The following is a 21,475-nucleotide window of genomic DNA, read 5'->3' on the forward strand; positions in this document are numbered from 1 at the left end:
CTATCATGTTGATTTATTCTGGTTTTTTGGTAATGTCCTCACCAAAATATTTAAGACTAATCTTCGTTAATGTCCCATCCTTGCGGAGTTCGTCCAAAGCTTCGTTTATTTTCTTCAATAGCTTTGGATTATCCTGTGGCAGCACAATCGCTTGTTCACTGCGACTAATTAACTCCTGTGCTTTAATTTTAAAGCCTTCCTTTGCAGCACTTTTTCCTGTAACAAAATCGGTGATTACCGCATCATGACGGCCGCTGCTTAATGCTTGTAGTGCCGTAATATCGCTGTCATACGTTTTTATATTGTCTGTATACTTGGAAGCTGTATCGGCATATGTCGAGCCTTTTGCGACAGCTACTTCCTTGCCCTCTAAATCCTTGACAGTTTTAATTTTGCTATCTGGTCTCGTAAATATTTGCGGTCCAGAATAATAGTACGGGGTAGAAAAGGACACATATTTACTGCGCTGCGGATTTATTGTATGACTAGCAACAGCTGCATCGGCACGGCCTGTTTTTACTCCTTCTACAATCCCTTTGAATTTAATACGCTTTTGGACCGGCTCAAGCCCCATTTCTTTTGCGAGCGCTTCACCAACCTCAATATCAAAGCCAGACATGGTGAGATCATCATTTATATAACTAAATGGCTTGAACTCACCAGAAGCAGCAAAAACAAATTGATTTTTATGTATCAGTTCAGATCCGTCAGCAAGCTTCTCCTTCTCGGTACAAGCAGATAAAAAGCAAACCACGATTAAACTGAAAACCAATATTAATTTTTTATTCCATAACATGTGGCTATCAACCCTTTTCCTCTCATTTATTTCTTAATAACTAGCTAAATCACTTACTTATGGAAATATATACCCTATATATTTTCGCCAAAACAAAAAGTGTCAGGCACCTTTAATGGTATCTGACACTTTTTGTTTTGTATTGGAGTGTCCAAATTAAACTGAACAACATTTATAAGGTCTGTCTCTAGCATTAGTATCTAAGTGTTTCATGGATTAACGCAATGCATATGGTTATGAAACTTGATTTCTATTTGTTCTTGAACTTCTCTTTTAGAAGTCTGTTTTGGTTATTGCTTTACAATCGACGTTACCATATATTCATACTCGCCGTGAATAAATGGGTAAAATAAATTTATCAAAGCGATTATGCTACTTCGCCTTCAAAGTGATTAACCCTATGCTTGGTGTATTAAACACGCGAAATTTCGCAAATAATGGTCCACTTACACCTAATCCGTTATTTACATATTGAGTGTGGTTTTCAATAGTATGGACACCTGTTACGTTCACTTCACCTGGAAATAGGCCAAAATTAGGGGCATACAGCGGGCCAAGAATCGGCAGTCTAAATTGGCCTCCAAGTGTATGTCCATTAAGACTAACATCCCAATGTCTCCATTCCTTTCCTGTATCATTTAATGCTGTTGTCCGATAATCATGAAGATCTGGATTTTCGCTATCAATTTCAGTTGGGCGGTGGGATATTTCAATCGTAAATGGGTCTTGCTGCTCCTTGTATTGAGCTTCAAACTCTTCCTTTTCCTGAATTAATTGACTTGAAATTTCACTTCCGCCTACTTCATTCAAGCCTACATAAGGGTTTGTTTTTAACCAAATTGATTCATTGCCCTTCTTAATCTCCATCCCTGGATATAATGGCTTAACATTATATTTTGTAAACAAATCATAAAAACGATTGCCTTTTTTCAATGCGGCAGTACTGTTATCTGCATCCTTATCACCTAAAATATAATACATTTCTTTATTTTTCGGCATTCCCTTTAATAGATTTTCGAGAGGCTGTAAATCCTCTTGCTCTTCAGATATGTAGTCCCCTGTAAAAACTACTAAATCATACTGCTGTTTTTTGATTAAGTTTACTAATATCTTTTGCTTGCTGCCGAATTCTTTTCCTTGCAAATCGGAAATCTGTAGAATTTTATAATTATCAAATGCTGCTGGTAAACGATTATGAGTAAGTGTCACCTTATCAACTGTTACATGTGAATTGCTCCAGATTGTCCCGAGAATAAATATTATAAGTGCACCAATAATGATCCAAACAAGGTTTATCCTTTTCATTTACATTCTCCTTTAATACTTCACGATTTTTTTATAATTTTTTTCTGTAAATATATAAGTCACACCGTAAATAACAGTGAAAATGATGGCTGCAAAAATCCCGCTGCCTGCCACTACAATCCAATTATCCAATGCAGCGATTCCAATGATTTTTGTTACGAGTGGCAAGCCTGCTCCTAAATGCACAAGCGCGATTGTGAGCGGAGCAAAAAACATGATCAGCGTTTGTTTTTTTATTGTTTGGAGAATTTCTTTATCACTCATTCCAACTTTTTTCATAATGGCAAACCGATTCCGATCATCAAAGCCTTCAGAAATCTGCTTATAGAAAATCATAAGAGCTGTCTCCACAAATAAAACGACACTAATAAAAATCCCTAAAAACAACAGCCCGCCAAAACGCACTAACAGAGATTCCTTGTAAATCGACTTTGCTTCGACATCCACATTGCCAATTGCTTGCGCTTTTTCTGCAACTGCATGGGAAAAATCATGGACCGCATCCGTATCACCCTGCACATTAAAGTCTTGATACATGGTCAATGAGTTTTCTAAATCTAATTTTTGAGCGAATTCACCAGATAACGGAGCGATGACATACATCCAATTTGCATCAGTATTGTCTGCAAGGGAGGTATCGATTGGCAGATCATCTACCATACCTTTCACTTGGAATGAATTATTGTCTAAGCGGATGCTTTGTAATGCTGCACTTTCTTTATCCTTTAGAAGCATGACTTCATCTGAAGCTAACGATATATTTTTGTTTGTTAGTTTATTAAAGTCCTCTAATGGCAGTATAAGGAAGAAGTCATCCTTTCCATCTCCAGTTAAATCTGCGGCAAATTGTCCGCCCTGGTAGGATGCTGCTGATGTAATTTCAACATCGTAACGGGCTTTAGTCTTGTTAATAAATGCTTGCAGCTGTTGCTGCTCAGAGGCGTTTTCTGCTGGATTTGTAATAGACACATCAAACTGAAAGCTATTGTTAAGCATCGTATTAACACCTAAATATAAGGAAATCGTTGTGGTCAATACAATCAAGGTTGCTGTACTTAATACAGCAATATTGGATAAACCGACAGCATTTTGCTTCATGCGGTAAAGCATTGTTGAAATGAGCGTAAAATTACTTTTGTTATAATAAATGCTATCCTTTTTGCGCAGAATTTTAAGGAGAACAATACTTACGGCTATAAAAAGCAAGTATGTCGCAGCAACAACAAATACAATCGCTGTAATAATTTCAGCTAAATCTAATTTGGGATCTTTCACAGAAAAAGATAATAGATAGCCGGCTATTAACAGGATGCTGCCAAGCATCGCTAGAAAAAGCTTCGCCTTCGGTTCCCGCTCACCAATTTGTGCACCCTTCATAAGTTCAATTACACGAACAGAGTGAATTTGTTTTAAGTTAAAGACATGGATAATCATAAAGACTATCATGAATGTAACCACCGTTTTAATAATTGCCGATAGTGAAATGATGTTAACGGTTAACGGTACCTTCATCATGGCAGACATCATTATGCCGACAACCTGATTGAATACTAGACCAATTGCAATACCGACAAGCATGGAGAAGAATGCCAACAGCGAGCTCTCTAGTATTAGTAATTTTCTAATATGCTTTTTCTCCAAGCCTAACAAATTGTAAAGACCAATTTCCTTCTTGCGTTTCTTAAAAATAAAGGTGTTGGCATACAGTAAAAAGAACAGAGATAATACTGTAAACAATATGCTGCCAAACTTCATCACATCGATTGTAAAGTTCCCACCTGAAATAGTTTTAAGAGCATGATCATTCACCAGGCTGTTAATCGTATAAAACAGCGCGATAACAACAACACAAGTAAAAAGGTATGGGAGAAACATTAAGCTATTATTTTTGATATTTGTTACTGCTAGCTTTACATACAGTTTTTTATTCATACAGTGCTCCTTTTCGCAACCGCTGCTGACTGCATCTCAAAAATCTGTTGAGTAATATCCTCATCCATATTGGTTTTATGAATCTCGCTGTTGATTTTTCCATCTTTTATAAACAGCACACGGCCTGCTTTACTCGCTGCATGCACACTATGCGTGACCATAATAATGGTCTGGCCGGCTCTGTGAAGCTTTGCAAATAAATCTAACAGCTCCTGTGCTGAACGTGAATCGAGTGCGCCAGTCGGTTCATCTGCTAAAATTAGGCTTGGTGCGGTGATTAAAGCCCTCGCAACAGCGGCTCGCTGCTGCTGGCCACCTGATACTTCGTACGGATATTTCTCTAAAATATGCTCAATTCCCAATATGCCGGCTAACCCCTTAAGCTTTGCATTCATCTCTTTTAAGGACACATCAGCAAGTACTAGCGGCAAAAAGATATTATCCTTTAAACTGAATTGATCTAATAAATTAAAATCCTGAAACACAAATCCTAAATGCTTGCGCCGAAATGCAGCCAATTGATCATTTTCGATATTTTGGTAGTTCACGCCCTCAAGCTTCACTTCCCCTTCTGTAACATCATCTAAGGAAGCTAAAATATTTAAGAGTGTTGATTTCCCAGAGCCTGATTCTCCCATAATCGCAATATATTCCCCTTTATTTACCGTGAAGCTTATATCAACCAATGCCTCGACACTTGCAGATCTGCGAGATTGGTATACCTTTTTTACGTTTTGAACCTTTAATATTTCCATCATTATCCCTCCAAAATAAAAAAACCTTTGCTCTTTAGTACATTAATCATACTGAAAACAAAGGCTTTCTTTATTTGGGTTATATAACAATTTTCTGCTTTTTTTCTGCGTAAAATCTTACGAAATTCTTACGATAATGGCAGACTTACTGTAAAACTAATATTTTGCCCAGCTGATTCTGCTGAAATTGTGCCGTGATGCTGTTCGATAATTTGCTTCGCAATAGCAAGCCCTATTCCAGCTCCGCCATTTCGAGTCGATCTTGAGTCATCTAACCGATAAAATTGCTCAAAAATACGGTCCAGCTTTTCACGTTCAATTGGATAGCCCTTATTACTGAATTGAATCACTGCATTATCTTCCTCGTGCTTAACGGAAATAACAATTTCACTGTTTTCCAAGCTATAATGCACGGCATTGCTAACAAGATTGTCAAACACTCTCTGGATTTTCTCCGCATCACAAACAATCTCCATATTTTTACTGCCTTCAAGCCGATAGGTTAAGTTCTTAGCTGTTAGTACCGGCTGAAACTCAAACATCAGCTGCTCGAGCATGAAGGACACATTCACTTTGCTATAATTTAACGGTATCGTCGATAAATTAAAACGGGTTATCTCAAAAAACTCATTAATTAGATCGTCTAAGCGTTCTGCATTATTCATCGTAACATGGATAAACCTTTGATACATCTCATCTGAAATATTCTTTTCATCCCTCAGCAGCGTCAAATAACCAATTATAGAGGAGATTGGTGTTTTTAAGTCATGTGCAAGATAAACAATTAAATCATTCTTTCGCTGCTCAGCTTCCTTTGCCACACGCTCTTTTTCCTTCAACTCGAAACGCATTCTTTCCAAACCTGCTTCCGCATCCCTTAAAATGGGCGGAAGCTGTAATTCTTTTTTATCCTCGAGTGTGATTGCTTCTAAATTCGCTGACAAGACAGCCAAATACCTTATCAACTGTCTGCGTTGAATCAATAAAATGATAAATACACAAGCAGCAAATAAACTTGGTGCAAATACCAATAAACGGTTACTTAACCAGTTAATCGTATCTCCCAATGAACCAGCTAGCCCTTGTGCATCGTTTAAACTAACTAGAATAAAAGACAAAAGAAAAATAATAACAAAACAAGAAAGGGTCATGATAATAAAGCGTACTGCTAGGTAATTGGAAATTTTCGCAACGTTTGCTTTCTTATTCAACTTTATATCCCACTCCCCAAACTGTTTTAACATATTTCGGCTTTTTTACAGGTTCCTTCAGCTTCTCACGCAGCCTGGCAATATGAGCCATAACCGTATTGTTATTTTCTATAAACTTCTCTCCCCAAACCTTCTCAAAAAGCTCCTCAGAGGAGATAACCTTCCCCTGATTTTCGGATAAGCACCATAAAATAGAAAACTCTATTGGAGTTAACTCGATAGGCTCACCAAATAAGGAACAGGTATGTGTAGCTTTATTAATTTTCAAGCCTCTAATATCATATTCATCCACTTCTTTAACACTAACTGCCTTTTCATTATATCGCTTATACCTCCGCAATTGAGTTTTGACTCTTGCCACTACCTCAAGTGGGTTAAAGGGCTTCGTCATATAATCATCTGCGCCAATTGTCAGTCCTGTTATTTTATCAATATCCTCGATTTTAGCTGTTAACATAATAATCGGATAAAAATAGTGCTCGCGGATTTTTTTACATAGCTCAAACCCGTTTAATCCTGGCACCATAACATCCAATATTGCTAAATCATATTCCGTTTTCTCGATACTCTCTAATGCATCCTGTCCATTATTATAGGTGTCAACAACATAGCCTTGATCACTCAGGTAAATTTCCAATAAGTTAGAAATATCCTCTTCATCTTCAACAAGCAATATTTTTTGATTCACTTTAAAATCCCCTTTAATACAGTTTATATAGTTTCTAATTTTGTATTTTTGTAGTTTATTACCTTTTTAATAGTATACATTAACTTGCGTTCTACCAAGAAGGAAAACTCGATGGACTTTTTCTTCATTTAGAATTAGGTTTTTAGCAGTGAGGCTGGGATTGTTGCGGGATTAATCACTACTTCTTCAGACAATGCCTGAGATGGCGTAATTTTTCTTTGCAGACTTTTCATATTTTTGATGTCCTGCACCTTGGACATGTTCCTATATAAAATAGTAATTCCCACCCTTAAATTCTTTACCACACTAAAAACATAATTGAAATTATCAAATAATAGTGTTACAATACTGTAGTCTTCTAACATATTAGCAGACTAAAGCAAAATGCAATTATACTTAATTAAAGGTGGTCTATATAATATGAAACGTTTATTAACTATGATTCTATTAGTGGCTGCGGTTTTCTCGATCGTTGCTGGTTGTTCTAAGTCATCTTCAAAAGATGATGATACATTGGTAATTGGAATTGATGATAAGTTTGCTCCGATGGGATTCCGTGATGAGAATAATGAAATTGTCGGCTTTGACATTGATTATGCGAAGGCTGCTGCTGAGAAGATGGACATGAAGGTTGAGTTTCAACCGATTGACTGGGAAACGAAAGAGTCTGAGCTAAGCAGTGGACGTATTGACCTTATATGGAATGGGTACACGATTACAGATGAGCGTAAGAAAAAGGTTCTTTTCTCGAAGCCTTATTTGAAAAATGCACAGGTTGTTGTGACTCTTGCTGATTCAAAGGTTACTAAACTAGCTGATTTAGAAGGAAAAGTGGTTGGTCTTCAATCTTTATCTTCTGCAGCAGATGCACTTGATGCTGATCCGATTAAATCTAAAATTAAAACTGTAACAGAGTTCTCCGATAATGTTTCTGCATTAAATGACTTGAAAAATGGCCGTTTGGATGCGGTAGTTATTGATGAGATTGTAATTGATTACTATATGACGAAAGAGGAGGGTTCATTTAAGATTCTTGATGAGTCTCTTGCTCCAGAGGAATATGGTGTTGGTGTGAAAAAAGGAAATGAAGAGCTGCTTGAAAAGCTGCAAAAAGCTCTTGATGAGATGAATGAGGACGGCACTGCTGCTGAAATCTCTGATAAGTGGTTTGGCGACGATATCATAATAAAATAATAACCAATTTTAAGATGATGCAGGATTTCCATTAGGGGAATCCTGTATTGTGTTCGGAGGTAACCCTTTATGTCTTTTGATTATATTAAATCCATCACGATGCCTCTCCTTGAAGGGGCACAGATGACAGTTCTATTGTTTATCATTGCCATCGTGGTTTCGATACCGCTTGGTTTTCTATTAACACTTGCTGTAAGAAGCAGCTTCAAGCCTCTTTCTTGGTTTGCTCAAGGCTATATTTACATCCTGCGCGGCACACCGCTGTTGCTGCAGCTTCTGTTTATCTGTTTTGGTTTGCCGATGCTTCCTGTAGTTGGTGAGTATTTGGTATTAGATCGCTTTGTTGCTGCTTGTTTAGGATTTATCTTAAATTATGCTGCTTATTTTGCGGAAATTTTCCGAGGCGGACTTATTGCTATTGATAAAGGTCAATACGAAGCATCACAAGTGCTTGGCTTGAATAAATTCCAAACGTTGCGCAAGATAATTCTTCCGCAAATGTTCCGCATTGCCTTACCTGCTGTTGCTAACGAATCTGTTACACTCGTTAAGGATACTGCACTGCTTTATGCCGTGGCTGTACCGGAATTGCTGCACTTTGCGCAAGCGGCTGTAAATCGCGACTTTTCGATTGCTCCGTTTGTAGTTGCAGGTGTCATCTATTTAATTATGACACTATTACTAACGATTATCTTTAAATGGCTCGAACGCCGATTCAAATTTGAATAAGAAGGAGTTGGTGAGCATGGCTATTATTGAAATCTCCAACCTGAAAAAATCATATGGTAATCTCGAAGTATTAAAGCAGATTACATTTAATGTTAATAAAAATGAAGTAGTCGCAGTCATTGGTCCGTCTGGATCTGGGAAAAGTACGATGCTGCGCAGTCTTGTTAATCTTGAACAAATCGACAACGGCAATATATGTGTTAGCGGTAATTATTTAGTGAAAGATGGAGCTTACGTTAAACCGCAAGAGATTAAACAAATCACCAGCAGAATGGGCATGGTTTTCCAGCATTTCAACCTTTTCCCGCATTTAACTGTAAGAGAGAATCTAGAACTTGCTCCGAAAACAGTGAAAAAGGAAGATTCCAAAGAAATTCACCGCAGAAGCAGTGAACTATTGGAGAAAATCGGACTAACTGCATGGGCAGATTCATTCCCAGCAAAACTGTCAGGCGGGCAGAAACAACGGGTTGCCATTGCAAGGGCTCTTATGATGAACCCAGAAATCATGTTATTTGATGAGCCAACTTCGGCACTTGACCCTGAGCTGACTGGCGAGGTATTACAGGTGATGAAGGACCTTGCTCAAGAAAACATGACGATGATTGTCGTAACACATGAGATGGGCTTTGCTAGAGAAGTTGCAGACAGAGTCGTTTTCATGGACAACGGAGAAATTGTGGAGTCTGGTGCTCCTGCAGAACTGTTTACAAATCCACAGTTTGAACGCACTAAAGCTTTCTTAAACCGCAGTTTGAAATAACAGCAAAGAAGAAACCACCCACAAAGGAGGTTTCTTTTTTTTTATAACTATTTATTATTTTTAACCCACTCAATGATTTCCTCTATATTATCTTCCAGATCAATTGCGACAGTACCATCTTCCGGTATTTGACTTAACCCGTTTTCCAGTTCATTTATTTTAGCGCTTAATTCCGCTAAGCTTGAATCTGCACCCTTCTTTTTTGCCTTTTCCATCAGTTCGATGAATTGCGCGTCTTCCTCTAGCTCACCAACGAGACTCCATAATTCATGAAGCACTGTTTCTAATTTTACTGCTGATTGCTGTACCTTTTGTAGTGTTGCGATTGTAGTTTCCATATGTATTCCTTCCTTGTTTAAGACTAGTAAGTATATATAGAATATCTCTTTCTAGCAGTTATTACAAATAATTCTCGATTCTTAGCTGTTTCGATTTTCTTTTAAAAAGGTATATATATAGTACACAGAAACAATTTCATAGGGAGGTCCTAATCATGTCATTGTCCATATTACAAAAAATCACTTTAATTCTAAGCATCATCGGTGCCATCAACTGGGGCTCAATCGGCTTCTTCCAATTTGATCTTGTCGCAGCCATCTTCGGCGGAGAGGATGCGGGCATGGCGAGATTTATCTTTATTCTTGTTGGAATCTCAGGTCTTATTAGCATCAGTATTTTAAATAATAGCAGAACAAACCTGGAAGCTGGTCGCAGCTATACTACAAATCACTAATGTTTTCGGAGCTGGTATACTTGCCAGCTCCTTTTCATGCATTTATGCAAAAAGACATCCAACTGGATGTCTGATTTTTTATATGTATTAACGAACTTCTAATGCCTCTTCATTCGTAACTGGTCCGTCCATTTCATTGATGATTTCAAGCATTTCTGCTCTGAGCTCTTCCCACTCGTTAAGTGGCAGTGCTACAATTTTTTTCCCGTTAGCATTCTCATTTACTCTTTGTGCTTGATCAATCCAACGCCAAACTTGAAATAAAAATTGTCTATCCTTCATTATTGCATCTCCTTTATAGTTAATGTCTCCTACTATATACAATAATTCTTTGCACCATTCTGAAATACCTCTAGCTTAATAGAAGCTTTACAAAATATTAAAAAAAGAGAAAAAGCAACTGCTTCTCCTCTAATTTATATTCCGTATTAATGTCTCTTATGCAGCCAAAGTACACCGCTTTTTGCGAGTCTTGGCAATAGTCCTGTAAATGACTTTTCGAACATGTTGCCGAAGCCGTCGTTTTTACCAAGTGAACCTAAAGTACCGCGCAGTTTAATTTCGCCTGGCGCCTTTGGTTCTCTGCCTGATAGGATATCATGCAGGATATTGGCAATTTGTTCGCCTTGGTGCTGTGCTAACTGGCCGCTTGGTGAGAAGGTGGATGACGCGCAATCACCTACAATGTACACAGACGGTTTGTCTGGAACTTGGTGGAATTGATTGACGACAATCTTTTCATATCTGTCCTTTTCAAAAGGCAGCTCTCTTACTAAACGGTTCGGTCTCACGCCTGCCGTCCACAGCGTAACATCTGTCAATGTACACACGCCATTATTACAGATTGCGCCTTGCTCTAAGTATTCAACATTTGCATGGTGTATAATGTTCACATCATTTTCCTTGAACCATTTTTCCACATATTGCTGAACCTTTGGTGCAAATGGACTAAGAACGGCACTTCCTCTGTCAAACAGACTAATGTTTAAATCAGGGCGGCTTTCTCTTATTTCAGACGCAACCTCAACCCCACTCAACCCTGCCCCGATAACGGCAACATGCTGATAGGACTTCAATTCATTCACTGCCAGAGCCGCTCTTCTTGCTTTAGAGATAGTCTGAACACTGTCTGAATATTGTTCTGCACCTTCCACATTGTGATAATTATCTTCACAGCCTAAGCCAATGATCAAATAATCATACGGAACTGTTTCACTACTGTCTTTCATGACGATTTCATCTTTATCACTATCAATTTTAACTACTTCTCCCCAAACATAATCCACTTGGTCATGCTTAGGAAAATTCATTCTAACCTGTCGATCAGACACCGTTCCCGCAGCTAATGCATAGAACTCAGTCTTCAAACAATGGTACGGATTCCGGTCAATTACAGTAATTTGAACATCTTTTGGTAATTGTTTATTTAATAGGTCCTGCAGTATCTGGAATCCTCCATAACCTCCGCCTAATATTACTAGTTTCTTCATGTAAACACACCTTACCTTGTCAGCAAATTTAGATACATAATCAAAACATATAAAGTAAATCAAGCAATCTACTTAATTGTATCTGTTTCTGATATTTTCCGCAATTCCACTTTGGGAATAGTGTATTCCATATATACTAGATTTTTCATTACTGTTTGCTTTCATATCAACGTATATTACTTACCTGGCTTTTTACCCTCTTTTTCATACATATAAGCCTGGAAACGTCCTTCCTCGCCAATTCCAGTATCGATAAAATAATTAACATACAGTTACATGAAGATAAGAATTTTTCACAAAAAAAAAACACTACGAATCTAGTAAAATGAACAAAAGTATAATTGCATTCCTTAAACAATGATTTTACAAAAAAAAGAGTATTCTAGAATACTCTTTAACAATTCATGGGTAATATTAAAAATATTAGAACTTCTGAATAGTTTCAATAAGACTCTTCTTATTTATAAAAGGTTTAATATAATCTACAATCATTCTTATTTCTGACTTATTTAAGTAACTTTTGTTATCTCTTAAAATTACTACGTAGCATCTTAATATATTATCAATAAAAAATGAACTTTTTATTGAATATTCTATTTTAGAAATATAGCTAATAATTTCTTCGTATAATTGTGCTTTAGTGTCACCATAAGTAAATCCAATTTTGGAATTAACATATCTATAATCAATACCTTCACTTCTTTTAATAATTACAGCAAGGCCTGCAAATAAATGCTTAAAATCTTCATTTTTAAAGACTATGGAGTCGTTAAATGTGTTATAAAAAACCTGCAAATCATTTAATACATTTAATAACTGATGATGTTTATTAATATTACCTAAGTCAAAGGATGAATTTATTTTTCCCGAAGTTATAAAATCTTCGATTTTAAAGTCATTTAAGAAGTTTTTATACTGCTTTTCATTGGTTCGCTTAGATGAAAATAACTTATTATTTTTACCATTACTGATATAAATAACCCAGGGAATAAATTCTGTTGATAACCATTCGTAAACAGTAAGAGCATCCCATATTTGTCTCTCATTAATACTATCCAAAGTATTTTTATAACTTAATAAATTCTGCGGCTTCCATACGATCCAAAGATACTGATCTGGTCTAATAAAATCATACATAAAATTATCGTCTTGCTCAGGTTCTAAAAGTGCATGATATCCTGCATCATACCGATTTGTTTCCTCTTTACTATATATTTTAATAAAAAATCTATTTTTATCAAAAATATGCCAATCTGTATTGCCATTATCATAATCATACTCGTCTACAAAATCAATCATAAGGTTCCAAAGATTTCTGTTGATTTTCATTAACCGATAGTTGGAGGAAAATGGTGATCTATTAAAATAAAATGTTCCAATTTTCCGGTCGATTTCTTGATATAACTTTAAATAACAATCTGAAAAGTTGTCAATTAACTTACACAGTTGCTTAAGTTCAGAAAGAGTAACAGGAAACCTATTACTCCCCAATTGGATATAATAAACGTCCTTTTCTGAAATGTGATTTCCAACAATAAAGTATCTTAATTCATCTACTGGATCGGTATACAACCCTTGAAATAACTCTTTCATTATTTGTCTATGATCCATTGTAATCATACATTCTCTTATCTTTAAACTACGAAAGGTTATGAGGCAAGACCCTTCTCTTTCAGGATAACTTGGAAGTAAGGCCTCTATTTTTATTCTATCAGTGCTCTGCAAGTAATTTCTACCGTTAATAATCTTCTGATTTTCAAAAAAACTATTATCTTCAGAAACAAAGTCATAAACTTGTTCTTTCTTTAAATCATCTGATAAAAGAACATACGATCTTACTTCTTCTATACTTTTACTTATTTTCTTTTTTTGTTTAAAATTCTTAATTTCGTTCATAATTATTGGTGCTTTCTTTTTAGCTTTTTCTAATAGCGTTAAAGCTAAAGTTTTATCTAATAACTCATTTCCTTTTTCTCTATTCACCCTGAATTTAGCAGGTACTAGGTTATAAATACTATCAAATTCAAAATTATTATAATCTAAATCCAACATTTTTAAATAATTTTCAAGTTTTAGCTTATCTTTATTTAAATCTTGAGGAATAATGTGGTCTATTGTAAGAGTTTCAAAATTTAATGGTTGTCCAGTATAAACACATTTTTCATTATAAGCTTTTAGTATTGAACTTCTAAAAGCAATATCATTTAATCTAACTTTCATCGCAGCAATATCCTTTTTTATTATTTTTAGAATCAGATGAGTTAATTTTAATTATAACTCTTAATTTTTTGCAACTAAAATTATACACACATTTCGAACAATACAATATAAGTAATAATTAATTAATCAATAAACAAAAAAGAGCGCCGAGTTTCCTCAACGCTCTTCCACCATATTAAGCCTTCTTCTCCCCAGGCTTAGATCCTTTAATAAAGAAAGCCAACACGAAAGCAACTACTGTCAGGTAAGTGGCAACCATAAATGCATCATTGATTCCCATTACTGTTCCTTCCTTCGCTGCTTGTGCAATGCCTAGTTTATCTGTTTTCAGGATGTTATGCAGCTTCATCCAGTCTTCAGCATGGTTTGCACCTTGGTTTGTCATGATTGATACGAAGAAGGCCATGCCGATTGCTCCGGCTACCATTCTGAATGTATTAACCATAGCTGTACCGTATTTATTTAATTTCAGGCCTAAATCATTAAGTCCTGCCGTAAAGATCGGCATCATGATAAGTGACATACCTAACATTCTGATTGTATATATCCATAAAATGTAGGAATAGCTTGTATTAACTTCTAATCTTGTTAATGCATATGTTGTTACCATTGTGATTGCCAAACCGATAACTGCCAGCCATCTCGCACCATATTTATCGAACAGCTTTCCTGTAATCGGAGACATGATACCCATCACGATTCCGCCAGGCAGCAGCATGAATCCTGCTTCTAATGCACTAAAACCGTGAATGTTTTGCATATAGATTGGCATAAGTATCATGCCAGAGAACATCGACATTGTTACAGCAACATTGATAATTGTTGTTAATGTAAAGAGCTTGTACTTGAAGATTCTAAACTCCAATATTGGGTGTTTAACAACAAATTGACGCCATACGAACAGAATTAGACTGACTCCACCAACGATAAACATCGTTACGACTTCTGTTGATGACCAGCCTTTTGAGCCAGCTGTTGAAAAGGCATAAAGAATTCCGCCAAATCCAATCGTTGATAAAATAACTCCTAATGTATCAAGCTTCGGTCTGCTTGTTTGTGTGACATTTTTCACGAAGAAGATTGCGAGAATAAAGTCAATGAGAGCAATTGGGGCAATAATATAGAAAATAACACGCCAATTGTAGGATTCAATAATCCAGCCAGCCCATGTTGGACCGATTGCAGGAGCGAAGTTCATTGCCACGCCGAATATCCCCATGGCGAATCCGCGTCTGTTTAGTGGGAAAATAGTGAAAATCACATTTGTAATCAATGGGAATAGAATTCCTGCACCGATTGCTTGTACGACCCGTCCAACGAGCATAATCGGGAATGTGCCAGCCATTGCACAAATTAACGTACCAATCGCAAATACGCCGATTGAAAATAAAAATAATTGCCTTGTCGTAAATCTCTCCATCAGGAAGGCCGTAACCGGAATAACAATCCCATTCGTTAATAGGAATATTGTACTTAACCAGTTCGCTTTCACTGCATCAATGTGGAAATGTGCCATGATGTCCGGCAATGCGACATTTATAACAGTCTGATTTAAAAACGCAACAAAAGCCCCTGCAAGTAAAACAGCAAAAATTGGTGTTGTACTAATAGGTTTTGTCGCAGATTTAGCCATAGTATTCAATTGTATTTCTCCTTTATAATTTCATTTATAAGTCAACTGGAACGACATAATAGTCAAATTCTAATATGCTCATAAAGAGAAATACTATACTAGTAGAATTAAAATTAGATTAAAATTTCTTAAAAACTTTGTGAGTCAGCTTATAATTAGTAAAATTAATTCCTACGCAGAATATTTCAGTTAATTACTTTCAAGTTATAAGAAAAACTTCTTCAGGAAATGAGATATCTTGATGAAAATATCCAGCTAGTAATTGAAAAACTGGGTTCTCCATTTTTATAGAAGATAACATAAAAAAACACTCTCTTGTTACATGTATAAATTTTCAGCCTATGAGTTATACTTTCATTTTTAACATTAAAATAATGTTTACATTTCTGCTGATGGGTTAAAATCTATAGTTACATTTTTTAATCCTACTATCACTTTATTAATTCTTTTCATTAGATCATCCATTTCATCTGTACTTAATTCACCTTCATAGTCACTTGGATTAAACAAGCTTAACCTTCTTGTTATTCCTGCAATAATGCCGACAAAGACAGCTTCATTTTTAATTGCAATTTCTCCTATTACAGTATCGACAATAACATCTTCCATTTTCCCCATTCTATCAAACTCTTCAGATAATCTTGCTATCGCATATCTATGACCTCTATCTTCGTCTAGTAATTCCTCATATACTTCTTGAACCGCCTCAATTAATTCATTATACTCCCAATTTTCCACTAATTTTTTCCTCCGACATAAAAATAAATAAGGTATCCACTGCCAAATCAATAAGGATTATTAAAACCTTAGTATTTAATATTTAGAACCAATGCTATTGCCACTGTACTACAAAATCACATTTCTCAAATGTATTTTTGAAATTCACCATATTTATATTAAAAATTGTATAAAAAAGCCCAGTTAAAGATTGAATTATTCATCACTAGGAGCCCTCTCCAATAAATGCTCTTCATTATCCTTGTCTAAAACAATGATATATTGATCTGTGCCCTGCACAGAGTATATCTTGGAACCAACCTCAAAGCTATTAGATTGATTATTCTCAGGCATTACATCTACTGGTGTCTCTTTTTCAATCTCTCCTATCCTTTCACCCATTTTAATCCCTTCGTCTTTCACTGTTTCAGTTCCGTTATATTCCTTGTTATTAACTACAACGATCATGGCATAAGTAATATTGTCTGTTTGTCCGTTACACGCATTTAATAATATTGTGCTCAGAATGAATAGAAAAATGGAGAATTTCCTCAACTAGTACACCTCTGCTATCTGTAATATTATGCATATATTTTAATGTATTGCCACTAATATGTAAAATATTAACAACGTATTCCCATATACAATAAAAAAGGACATATTAACATTAAGCTAAAATGTCCTTCCACCTATTAATCTATTGTTACTGGCAGCAAAATTTCCACCTCGGTACCTTCATTAACCTCACTTGCATACCTAACCTGTCCTTTATGTGCCTGAACAATCCGGTAACTGACTGTTAATCCTAACCCTGTGCCTTTTTCTTTCGCTGAATAGAATGGCTCCCCTAAGCGTTTAATACGATCTTTTTCGATTCCGCAGCCATTGTCTTTTACGATTATTTGCACAAATCCGTTGTCTGTGTTTTTAATTGTTATGTTTACTTTTGTGGATTCTGCTTCTATTGAGTTTTTGATGATGTTGATGAACAGCTGTTTTAATTGGTTTGGTTCGCAGTCAATCTCAGGAAGTGTGCCAATTATTTTTGAGTTCAATTCTACACCGTATAGGTTTGATTGTGATTCAAGCAGACCGAAAACTGAGCTCATAATGCTCTCTACTCTAGCCTTTACATAGTTCAGTTCCTGTGGTTTTGCCAATAATAACAGCTCACTGACGATATCATTAATTCTGTCGATTTCATCTAGGAGAATGTTGTGAAAAGCTTTATTTGAAGCTGTTTCGTCCGATTTCATTAATTGGATAAAGCCGCGAATGGATGTCAGTGGATTGCGAATTTCGTGTGCAACACTTGCGGCTAGCTCTCCGGCGACAGACAGTTTTTCAGCTTTTCGAAGCATTGCTTCTGTTTCCTTAATAGCTGTTATATCCCTGCCATAGCCAATAACACCGACGATTTCACCATCTAGCATCATTGGAAATGTTGTGCAGGAAATATCACTGATACTGCCGTCCTTTTTTATAATTTTTGTTTCTTTTGTAGTTGATTTACCTTGAAGTATCGAGTTTAACAAATTCTCACGAAGAAGCTCCTGAAACTCCTCCGTCACTAAGCTTACAATTCTTTTCCCATTAAATTCATCTGCACTATAACCAGTAATCTTCTCAAACTGACGGTTTACATTAACAACATTCCCGTCTAAATCGAGTACATACACCATGTCTGGGTTATTCTCGAAAAGTGATTGGTATTGCTGCTTCGTCATGCTGAGATCTTTTTCTGTATTTAGGTGCTCTGTAATATCACGGCCAATTACTACCAGTGAGTGGCGGCTGCCATCGTCGTTAAAATTGGGAACTTTTATCGTATCAATCGTTCTTATTTCCCCGTTAGGTAGGGGAATATATTCAAGACATCTGGTAACTTCTTTTGCCTTCCAAGCCTCTTTATCAGAAGTTTCGCAATACATTAGTGCATCATGATAAAAATCTGTATATTTAGCGAGCTCAGAGTCCTTTTTCCCTCTAAAATCAACCCCATCAAGCTGAAAAAGCTTCAAGCCAGCTTCATTTGCCTCAAGCCAGCGACCATTTCCATCCTTAAAGTTAACAAAATCAACCATTGAATTAATCAGTGTCTTTAGCTGCTTTTTCTCTTCTGTTACTGTCTCAAACTCTTCTTTCCTGACAATAAGTACATAAATTAGTATACTAGTAAAACAAACATATAATATTCCTTTTAATTTTTGCAGAAAAAGCATTGTCGACTGACTATCAACAAATGTAAGCAAAAAGTCTGTTCCGAAAATCCAGAGTAAACTTACTACGATATATAAATAAAGAAAGTTCTTTTTAGACATTGTATTTCTCCTTAAATCTCAATAGTGCTATTCTACTATATCTAGCATAGGAAAGAACATGGTTGAAATATCCAAATCCAAGAGAATAACTATAAAAAAGTGGCAAATTAAAAACCAGAGACAACTCTGGTTTAAAACACCCGCTCTACAAACTCCTTCTCTTCTTCCTCTGTAAATACCCCTGTCGCTTCCCCAACATTTCCGCCATGCAGCTTCCACAAATAATTATGATCGTCATCAACCAAATTAAAGTCCTTGTTCTACCATTTTTGTAAAATATACAGAAGTCCCTCTTTATTTTCAAAGTCGCTATTTTCTACAATGATATACAGCTGATTGACTCTTGCACTAGTCATTTCCACCGCGCCCCATTTTTTGCTGGAAACGACTTTTTGATGTGTCATTTTGTGCATGGTTGTAATGACTTCGTCTTCATTAAAGTCTGCGTACATTATGTCTTCGGTATTTGTTCCATTCGGGTCCTCCTCGACTAAATAATCGAGCTTTTTCCCTTCAGCTGATTCCATTGCACCATTTGTAAATTGTCCTGCCGTATATACCTTATACAGCTTAAATCCTCCGAAAATTAGTACCGTTAAAGCAACTATCCCTATTATCATTAATATTTGTTTAGGGAGCTTTTTCCTGGTTTTTTTCTTATTATCTGATTTCTCCAAGCTCTTTTTATTTTCTGCTTTTGCTTCTTGAGTCATTATATTCATCCTTTATGTATGAAAGTCAGGTATTTAGGATTACGCAATAATAATCTTTAATTCTATTATTAAAGATATTTATCATCTAAACAATTCCTTATCGTTCATCAAATTACGACAAACAAAACAAGCCTTCCGAGCACTCGGAAGGTCATGTGAGGTGTTTTAAGCACCTCCGCCTATTTTAGGCTGAATAATAGTGTGTGCTGCCCTGTATATACCATCGTATCTTAATCTTAACGGAATACTCACATTCTTGTTAAAATAGGAAACAAACGGACCTGTACATAATGCTAGAAAAAGAGTTATTATTCCTATTTCACTGTCTAGCAAAAACGCAATGGCGATACAGGTGGAATCTGTCATAATGCGGCACCAATGGTATTTTATACTCCACTTTTCAGACATAAAGACAGATAAACAGTCATATGGTGCAATTCCTAGGTCGCTGATTGTATACAAAGAAATAGCAAATGTTAAGCAAATTAAGCTTATCAGTAAAAGCAGAATGCGAATTTCAAGTAATTCATAATTGATAGGTACTGTCTTAAGAACATATAAAAAATAATCGGACATATACGCTAGCAAGATTAAGTTAATAAAGCTCCCTACGCCCATTGTTTTTTTCGCAAAGCGCAGCTGAAACAGGAGCAGAACCAGGTTTACGGCAAGCTGCATCGTTCCATATGATAAAGGAAAAATATTTGTGAATCCAAGGTTCATAGCGCTATATGGATCTGTACCAAATGCGATGAGCCTGAATATCGCAACACTGAAGCCTATTAGCGTTATACCGAGAATCATCATGATTAAGGTAATTTTATTGGGCCTCATTTTCCAGTATTTCTCCGTTTGATGCAATCACTTTTTTGTACCATTCAAACGATTTCTTTTTCTTTCTGCCAAAATCTCCTGCTCCGTCGTCATGTTTGTCGACATAGATAAACCCGTATCTTTTTTTCATTTCGCCAGTTGATGCAGACACTAAGTCGATACAGCCCCATGGCATATATCCTATTAAATTGACTCCGTCTTTAACAGCCTCCTTCATTTGTTCAATATGCGCGCCAAGATAAGCGATGCGATAGTCATCATTAATAGAGCCATCCTCCTCGACGACATCAACTGCGCCTAAGCCATTTTCGACAATCATTGTTGGCAGCTGATAACGGTCATGTATATTATTTAGTGCCCAGCGAATGCCTTCTGGATCAATAGGCCAGCCCCAATCACTGTTTTTTAAATATGGGTTCATCAAGCCGCCGCTGCCATTGCCAGATACCTTTGCTCCTTCAGGATTTTCAGCAACACAATTTGTTGTGTAATAGCTGAATGTATAGTAGTCGACAACCCCATCTTGTAAAATCTGCTCATCCTCTGGCAGCATGTTAATATCAATATTTTTTTCTGCAAAGAAGCGGTGCGCAAAGGCAGGATATTGCCCGCGCACATGAACATCTCCAGCAATGCAGTTATGAATTTGGTCTGTTCTTTGCTGTGCTCTTACATCCTCTGGCTTACATGTTAATGCATAGGCTCCAACATAGGCGATCATGCAGCCAAATTGAAAGCTTTCTGAGATAGACTTTCCTAGTTTTACCGTTTTTGCGCTGGCAACGAGCTGATTATGCATTGCTTGGTAGCGCCGTTCTTCTTCGTTTTCGACACCCTCTAAAATCATTCCGCCAGCAAAATAGCCGCCCATTGGCTGTGTGAGCAGGTTAATTTCATTAAATAAAATCCAGTATGTGACCCGATCCTGATATTCGCGTAAAATACACTCAGCATATGGCATAAAGATATCAATTAACTTGCGGTTATCCCAGCCGCCATATGTTTTTGTTAGCTGAAACGGATTTTCATAGTGAGACATTGTCACAATTGGTTCAATTCCGTACTTCTCCAGCTCATCCAGCACATTATGGTAAAATGCCAGTCCTTCTCTATTCGGCTCTGTTTCTTCACCTGTTGGAAAAATCCGTGACCAAGCGATTGAGAAGCGATAGGCTTTAAAGCCCATTTCTGCAAATAAGCGAATATCCTCTTTATAATGATGATAAAAATCGACTGCTTCATGGTTTGGATAAAATGTATCAGCCTCAAGCTCTGGAGTTATTCTTCTTGCTCTATCTTTATTGCCTCCAGTGAACATGTCTGCAATACTTGGACCTTTACCGCCAAGATTCCAGCCGCCCTCTAATTGATTGGCAGCTGTAGCGCCGCCCCATAAAAAGTTATTCGGAAATCCTTTAATAGTCATTATTATCTTCCTCTC

20 protein-coding genes and 1 pseudogene are annotated in these 21,475 nt (G+C 36.4%); 4 read left to right on the plus strand and 17 right to left on the minus strand.

Annotated features, from left to right (window positions below; translation table 11 throughout):
- Positions 1-13: 13 nt before the first annotated feature.
- The 6 genes from CEQ21_RS04725 to vanR form a co-directional block, all read right to left on the minus strand.
- Positions 14-796, minus strand: coding sequence for a transporter substrate-binding domain-containing protein (locus tag CEQ21_RS04725; protein WP_185763481.1), 783 nt, complete (start codon positions 794-796; stop codon positions 14-16).
- 372 nt (positions 797-1,168) lie between these two features.
- A complete protein-coding gene (locus tag CEQ21_RS04730; protein WP_185763482.1) occupies positions 1,169-2,101 on the minus strand; it encodes a metallophosphoesterase in 933 nt (310 codons plus the stop codon).
- Positions 2,102-2,113: 12 nt separating this feature from the next.
- On the minus strand, positions 2,114-4,033 hold the full coding sequence (locus CEQ21_RS04735; protein ID WP_185763483.1) for an FtsX-like permease family protein: 1,920 nt from the start codon (positions 4,031-4,033) through the stop codon (positions 2,114-2,116).
- Positions 4,030-4,788 carry an ABC transporter ATP-binding protein gene (locus CEQ21_RS04740; protein ID WP_185764090.1) on the minus strand — a complete coding sequence of 253 codons (759 nt, stop codon included), beginning with the start codon at positions 4,786-4,788 and terminating at the stop codon, positions 4,030-4,032. Before CEQ21_RS04740 ends, CEQ21_RS04735 begins: the two co-directional genes overlap by 4 nt.
- Positions 4,789-4,916: 128 nt before the next feature.
- Entirely contained in the window at positions 4,917-5,999 is a 1,083-nt protein-coding gene (locus tag CEQ21_RS04745; protein ID WP_419181569.1) for a sensor histidine kinase, read from the minus strand.
- Entirely contained in the window at positions 5,992-6,687 is a 696-nt protein-coding gene (vanR, locus tag CEQ21_RS04750; RefSeq protein ID WP_185763484.1) for a VanR-ABDEGLN family response regulator transcription factor, read from the minus strand. The genes CEQ21_RS04745 and vanR overlap by 8 nt, the downstream gene beginning before the upstream one ends.
- A gap of 420 nt (positions 6,688-7,107) precedes the next feature.
- Between vanR and CEQ21_RS04755 the strand changes: the two genes are divergently transcribed.
- The 3 genes from CEQ21_RS04755 to CEQ21_RS04765 all read left to right on the plus strand — a co-directional run bounded on the left by CEQ21_RS04755 (position 7,108) and on the right by CEQ21_RS04765 (position 9,373).
- Positions 7,108-7,881 carry an amino acid ABC transporter substrate-binding protein gene (locus tag CEQ21_RS04755; protein WP_185763485.1) on the plus strand — a complete coding sequence of 258 codons (774 nt, stop codon included), beginning with the start codon at positions 7,108-7,110 and terminating at the stop codon, positions 7,879-7,881.
- A gap of 69 nt (positions 7,882-7,950) precedes the next feature.
- Positions 7,951-8,610 carry an amino acid ABC transporter permease gene (locus tag CEQ21_RS04760; protein ID WP_185763486.1) on the plus strand — a complete coding sequence of 220 codons (660 nt, stop codon included), beginning with the start codon at positions 7,951-7,953 and terminating at the stop codon, positions 8,608-8,610.
- A gap of 16 nt (positions 8,611-8,626) precedes the next feature.
- The gene (locus CEQ21_RS04765) at positions 8,627-9,373 is read left to right on the plus strand and encodes an amino acid ABC transporter ATP-binding protein (RefSeq protein WP_328593457.1); all 747 of its coding nucleotides are present in this window, start codon (positions 8,627-8,629) and stop codon (positions 9,371-9,373) included.
- A 47-nt stretch (positions 9,374-9,420) separates the two neighbouring features.
- Here CEQ21_RS04765 and CEQ21_RS04770 read toward each other — a convergent pair whose 3' ends face one another.
- On the minus strand, positions 9,421-9,711 hold the full coding sequence (locus CEQ21_RS04770) for a hypothetical protein (protein WP_185763487.1): 291 nt from the start codon (positions 9,709-9,711) through the stop codon (positions 9,421-9,423).
- 161 nt (positions 9,712-9,872) lie between these two features.
- Between CEQ21_RS04770 and CEQ21_RS04775 the strand changes: the two genes are divergently transcribed.
- Positions 9,873-10,106: a DUF378 domain-containing protein gene (locus CEQ21_RS04775; protein ID WP_185764093.1), complete on the plus strand. Its 234-nt coding sequence runs from the start codon at positions 9,873-9,875 to the stop codon at positions 10,104-10,106.
- An 87-nt stretch (positions 10,107-10,193) separates the two neighbouring features.
- On the opposite strand, the gene CEQ21_RS04780 is transcribed toward CEQ21_RS04775, so the two are convergent.
- The 10 genes and pseudogenes from CEQ21_RS04780 to CEQ21_RS04825 form a co-directional block, all read right to left on the minus strand.
- Positions 10,194-10,388, minus strand: coding sequence for a hypothetical protein (locus CEQ21_RS04780; protein WP_127739756.1), 195 nt, complete (start codon positions 10,386-10,388; stop codon positions 10,194-10,196).
- A gap of 146 nt (positions 10,389-10,534) precedes the next feature.
- On the minus strand, positions 10,535-11,596 hold the full coding sequence (locus tag CEQ21_RS04785) for an NAD(P)/FAD-dependent oxidoreductase (protein WP_185763488.1): 1,062 nt from the start codon (positions 11,594-11,596) through the stop codon (positions 10,535-10,537).
- Positions 11,597-12,019: 423 nt separating this feature from the next.
- On the minus strand, positions 12,020-13,816 hold the full coding sequence (locus CEQ21_RS04790; RefSeq protein ID WP_185763489.1) for an HNH endonuclease domain-containing protein: 1,797 nt from the start codon (positions 13,814-13,816) through the stop codon (positions 12,020-12,022).
- Positions 13,817-13,991: 175 nt separating this feature from the next.
- Positions 13,992-15,449, minus strand: a complete 1,458-nt coding sequence (locus CEQ21_RS04795; protein WP_185764094.1) for a DHA2 family efflux MFS transporter permease subunit — start codon at positions 15,447-15,449, stop codon at positions 13,992-13,994.
- Positions 15,450-15,827: 378 nt separating this feature from the next.
- Entirely contained in the window at positions 15,828-16,187 is a 360-nt protein-coding gene (locus CEQ21_RS04800; protein ID WP_185763490.1) for an Imm3 family immunity protein, read from the minus strand.
- Positions 16,188-16,382: 195 nt separating this feature from the next.
- Positions 16,383-16,721, minus strand: a complete 339-nt coding sequence (locus tag CEQ21_RS04805) for a hypothetical protein (protein WP_185763491.1) — start codon at positions 16,719-16,721, stop codon at positions 16,383-16,385.
- A 137-nt stretch (positions 16,722-16,858) separates the two neighbouring features.
- Positions 16,859-18,487, minus strand: coding sequence for a PAS domain S-box protein (locus tag CEQ21_RS04810; RefSeq protein WP_185763492.1), 1,629 nt, complete (start codon positions 18,485-18,487; stop codon positions 16,859-16,861).
- A 131-nt stretch (positions 18,488-18,618) separates the two neighbouring features.
- Positions 18,619-19,209: pseudogene (locus CEQ21_RS27370) on the minus strand (DUF6241 domain-containing protein).
- Positions 19,210-19,365: 156 nt separating this feature from the next.
- Positions 19,366-20,034: a YczE/YyaS/YitT family protein gene (locus CEQ21_RS04820; RefSeq protein WP_185763494.1), complete on the minus strand. Its 669-nt coding sequence runs from the start codon at positions 20,032-20,034 to the stop codon at positions 19,366-19,368.
- Entirely contained in the window at positions 20,021-21,460 is a 1,440-nt protein-coding gene (locus tag CEQ21_RS04825) for a glycoside hydrolase family 1 protein (RefSeq protein ID WP_185763495.1), read from the minus strand. Before CEQ21_RS04825 ends, CEQ21_RS04820 begins: the two co-directional genes overlap by 14 nt.
- Positions 21,461-21,475 lie beyond the last annotated feature (15 nt).

It is taken from the genome of Niallia circulans, from assembly GCF_007273535.1.
Lineage (GTDB): Bacteria > Bacillota > Bacilli > Bacillales > Cytobacillaceae > Niallia > Niallia circulans_B.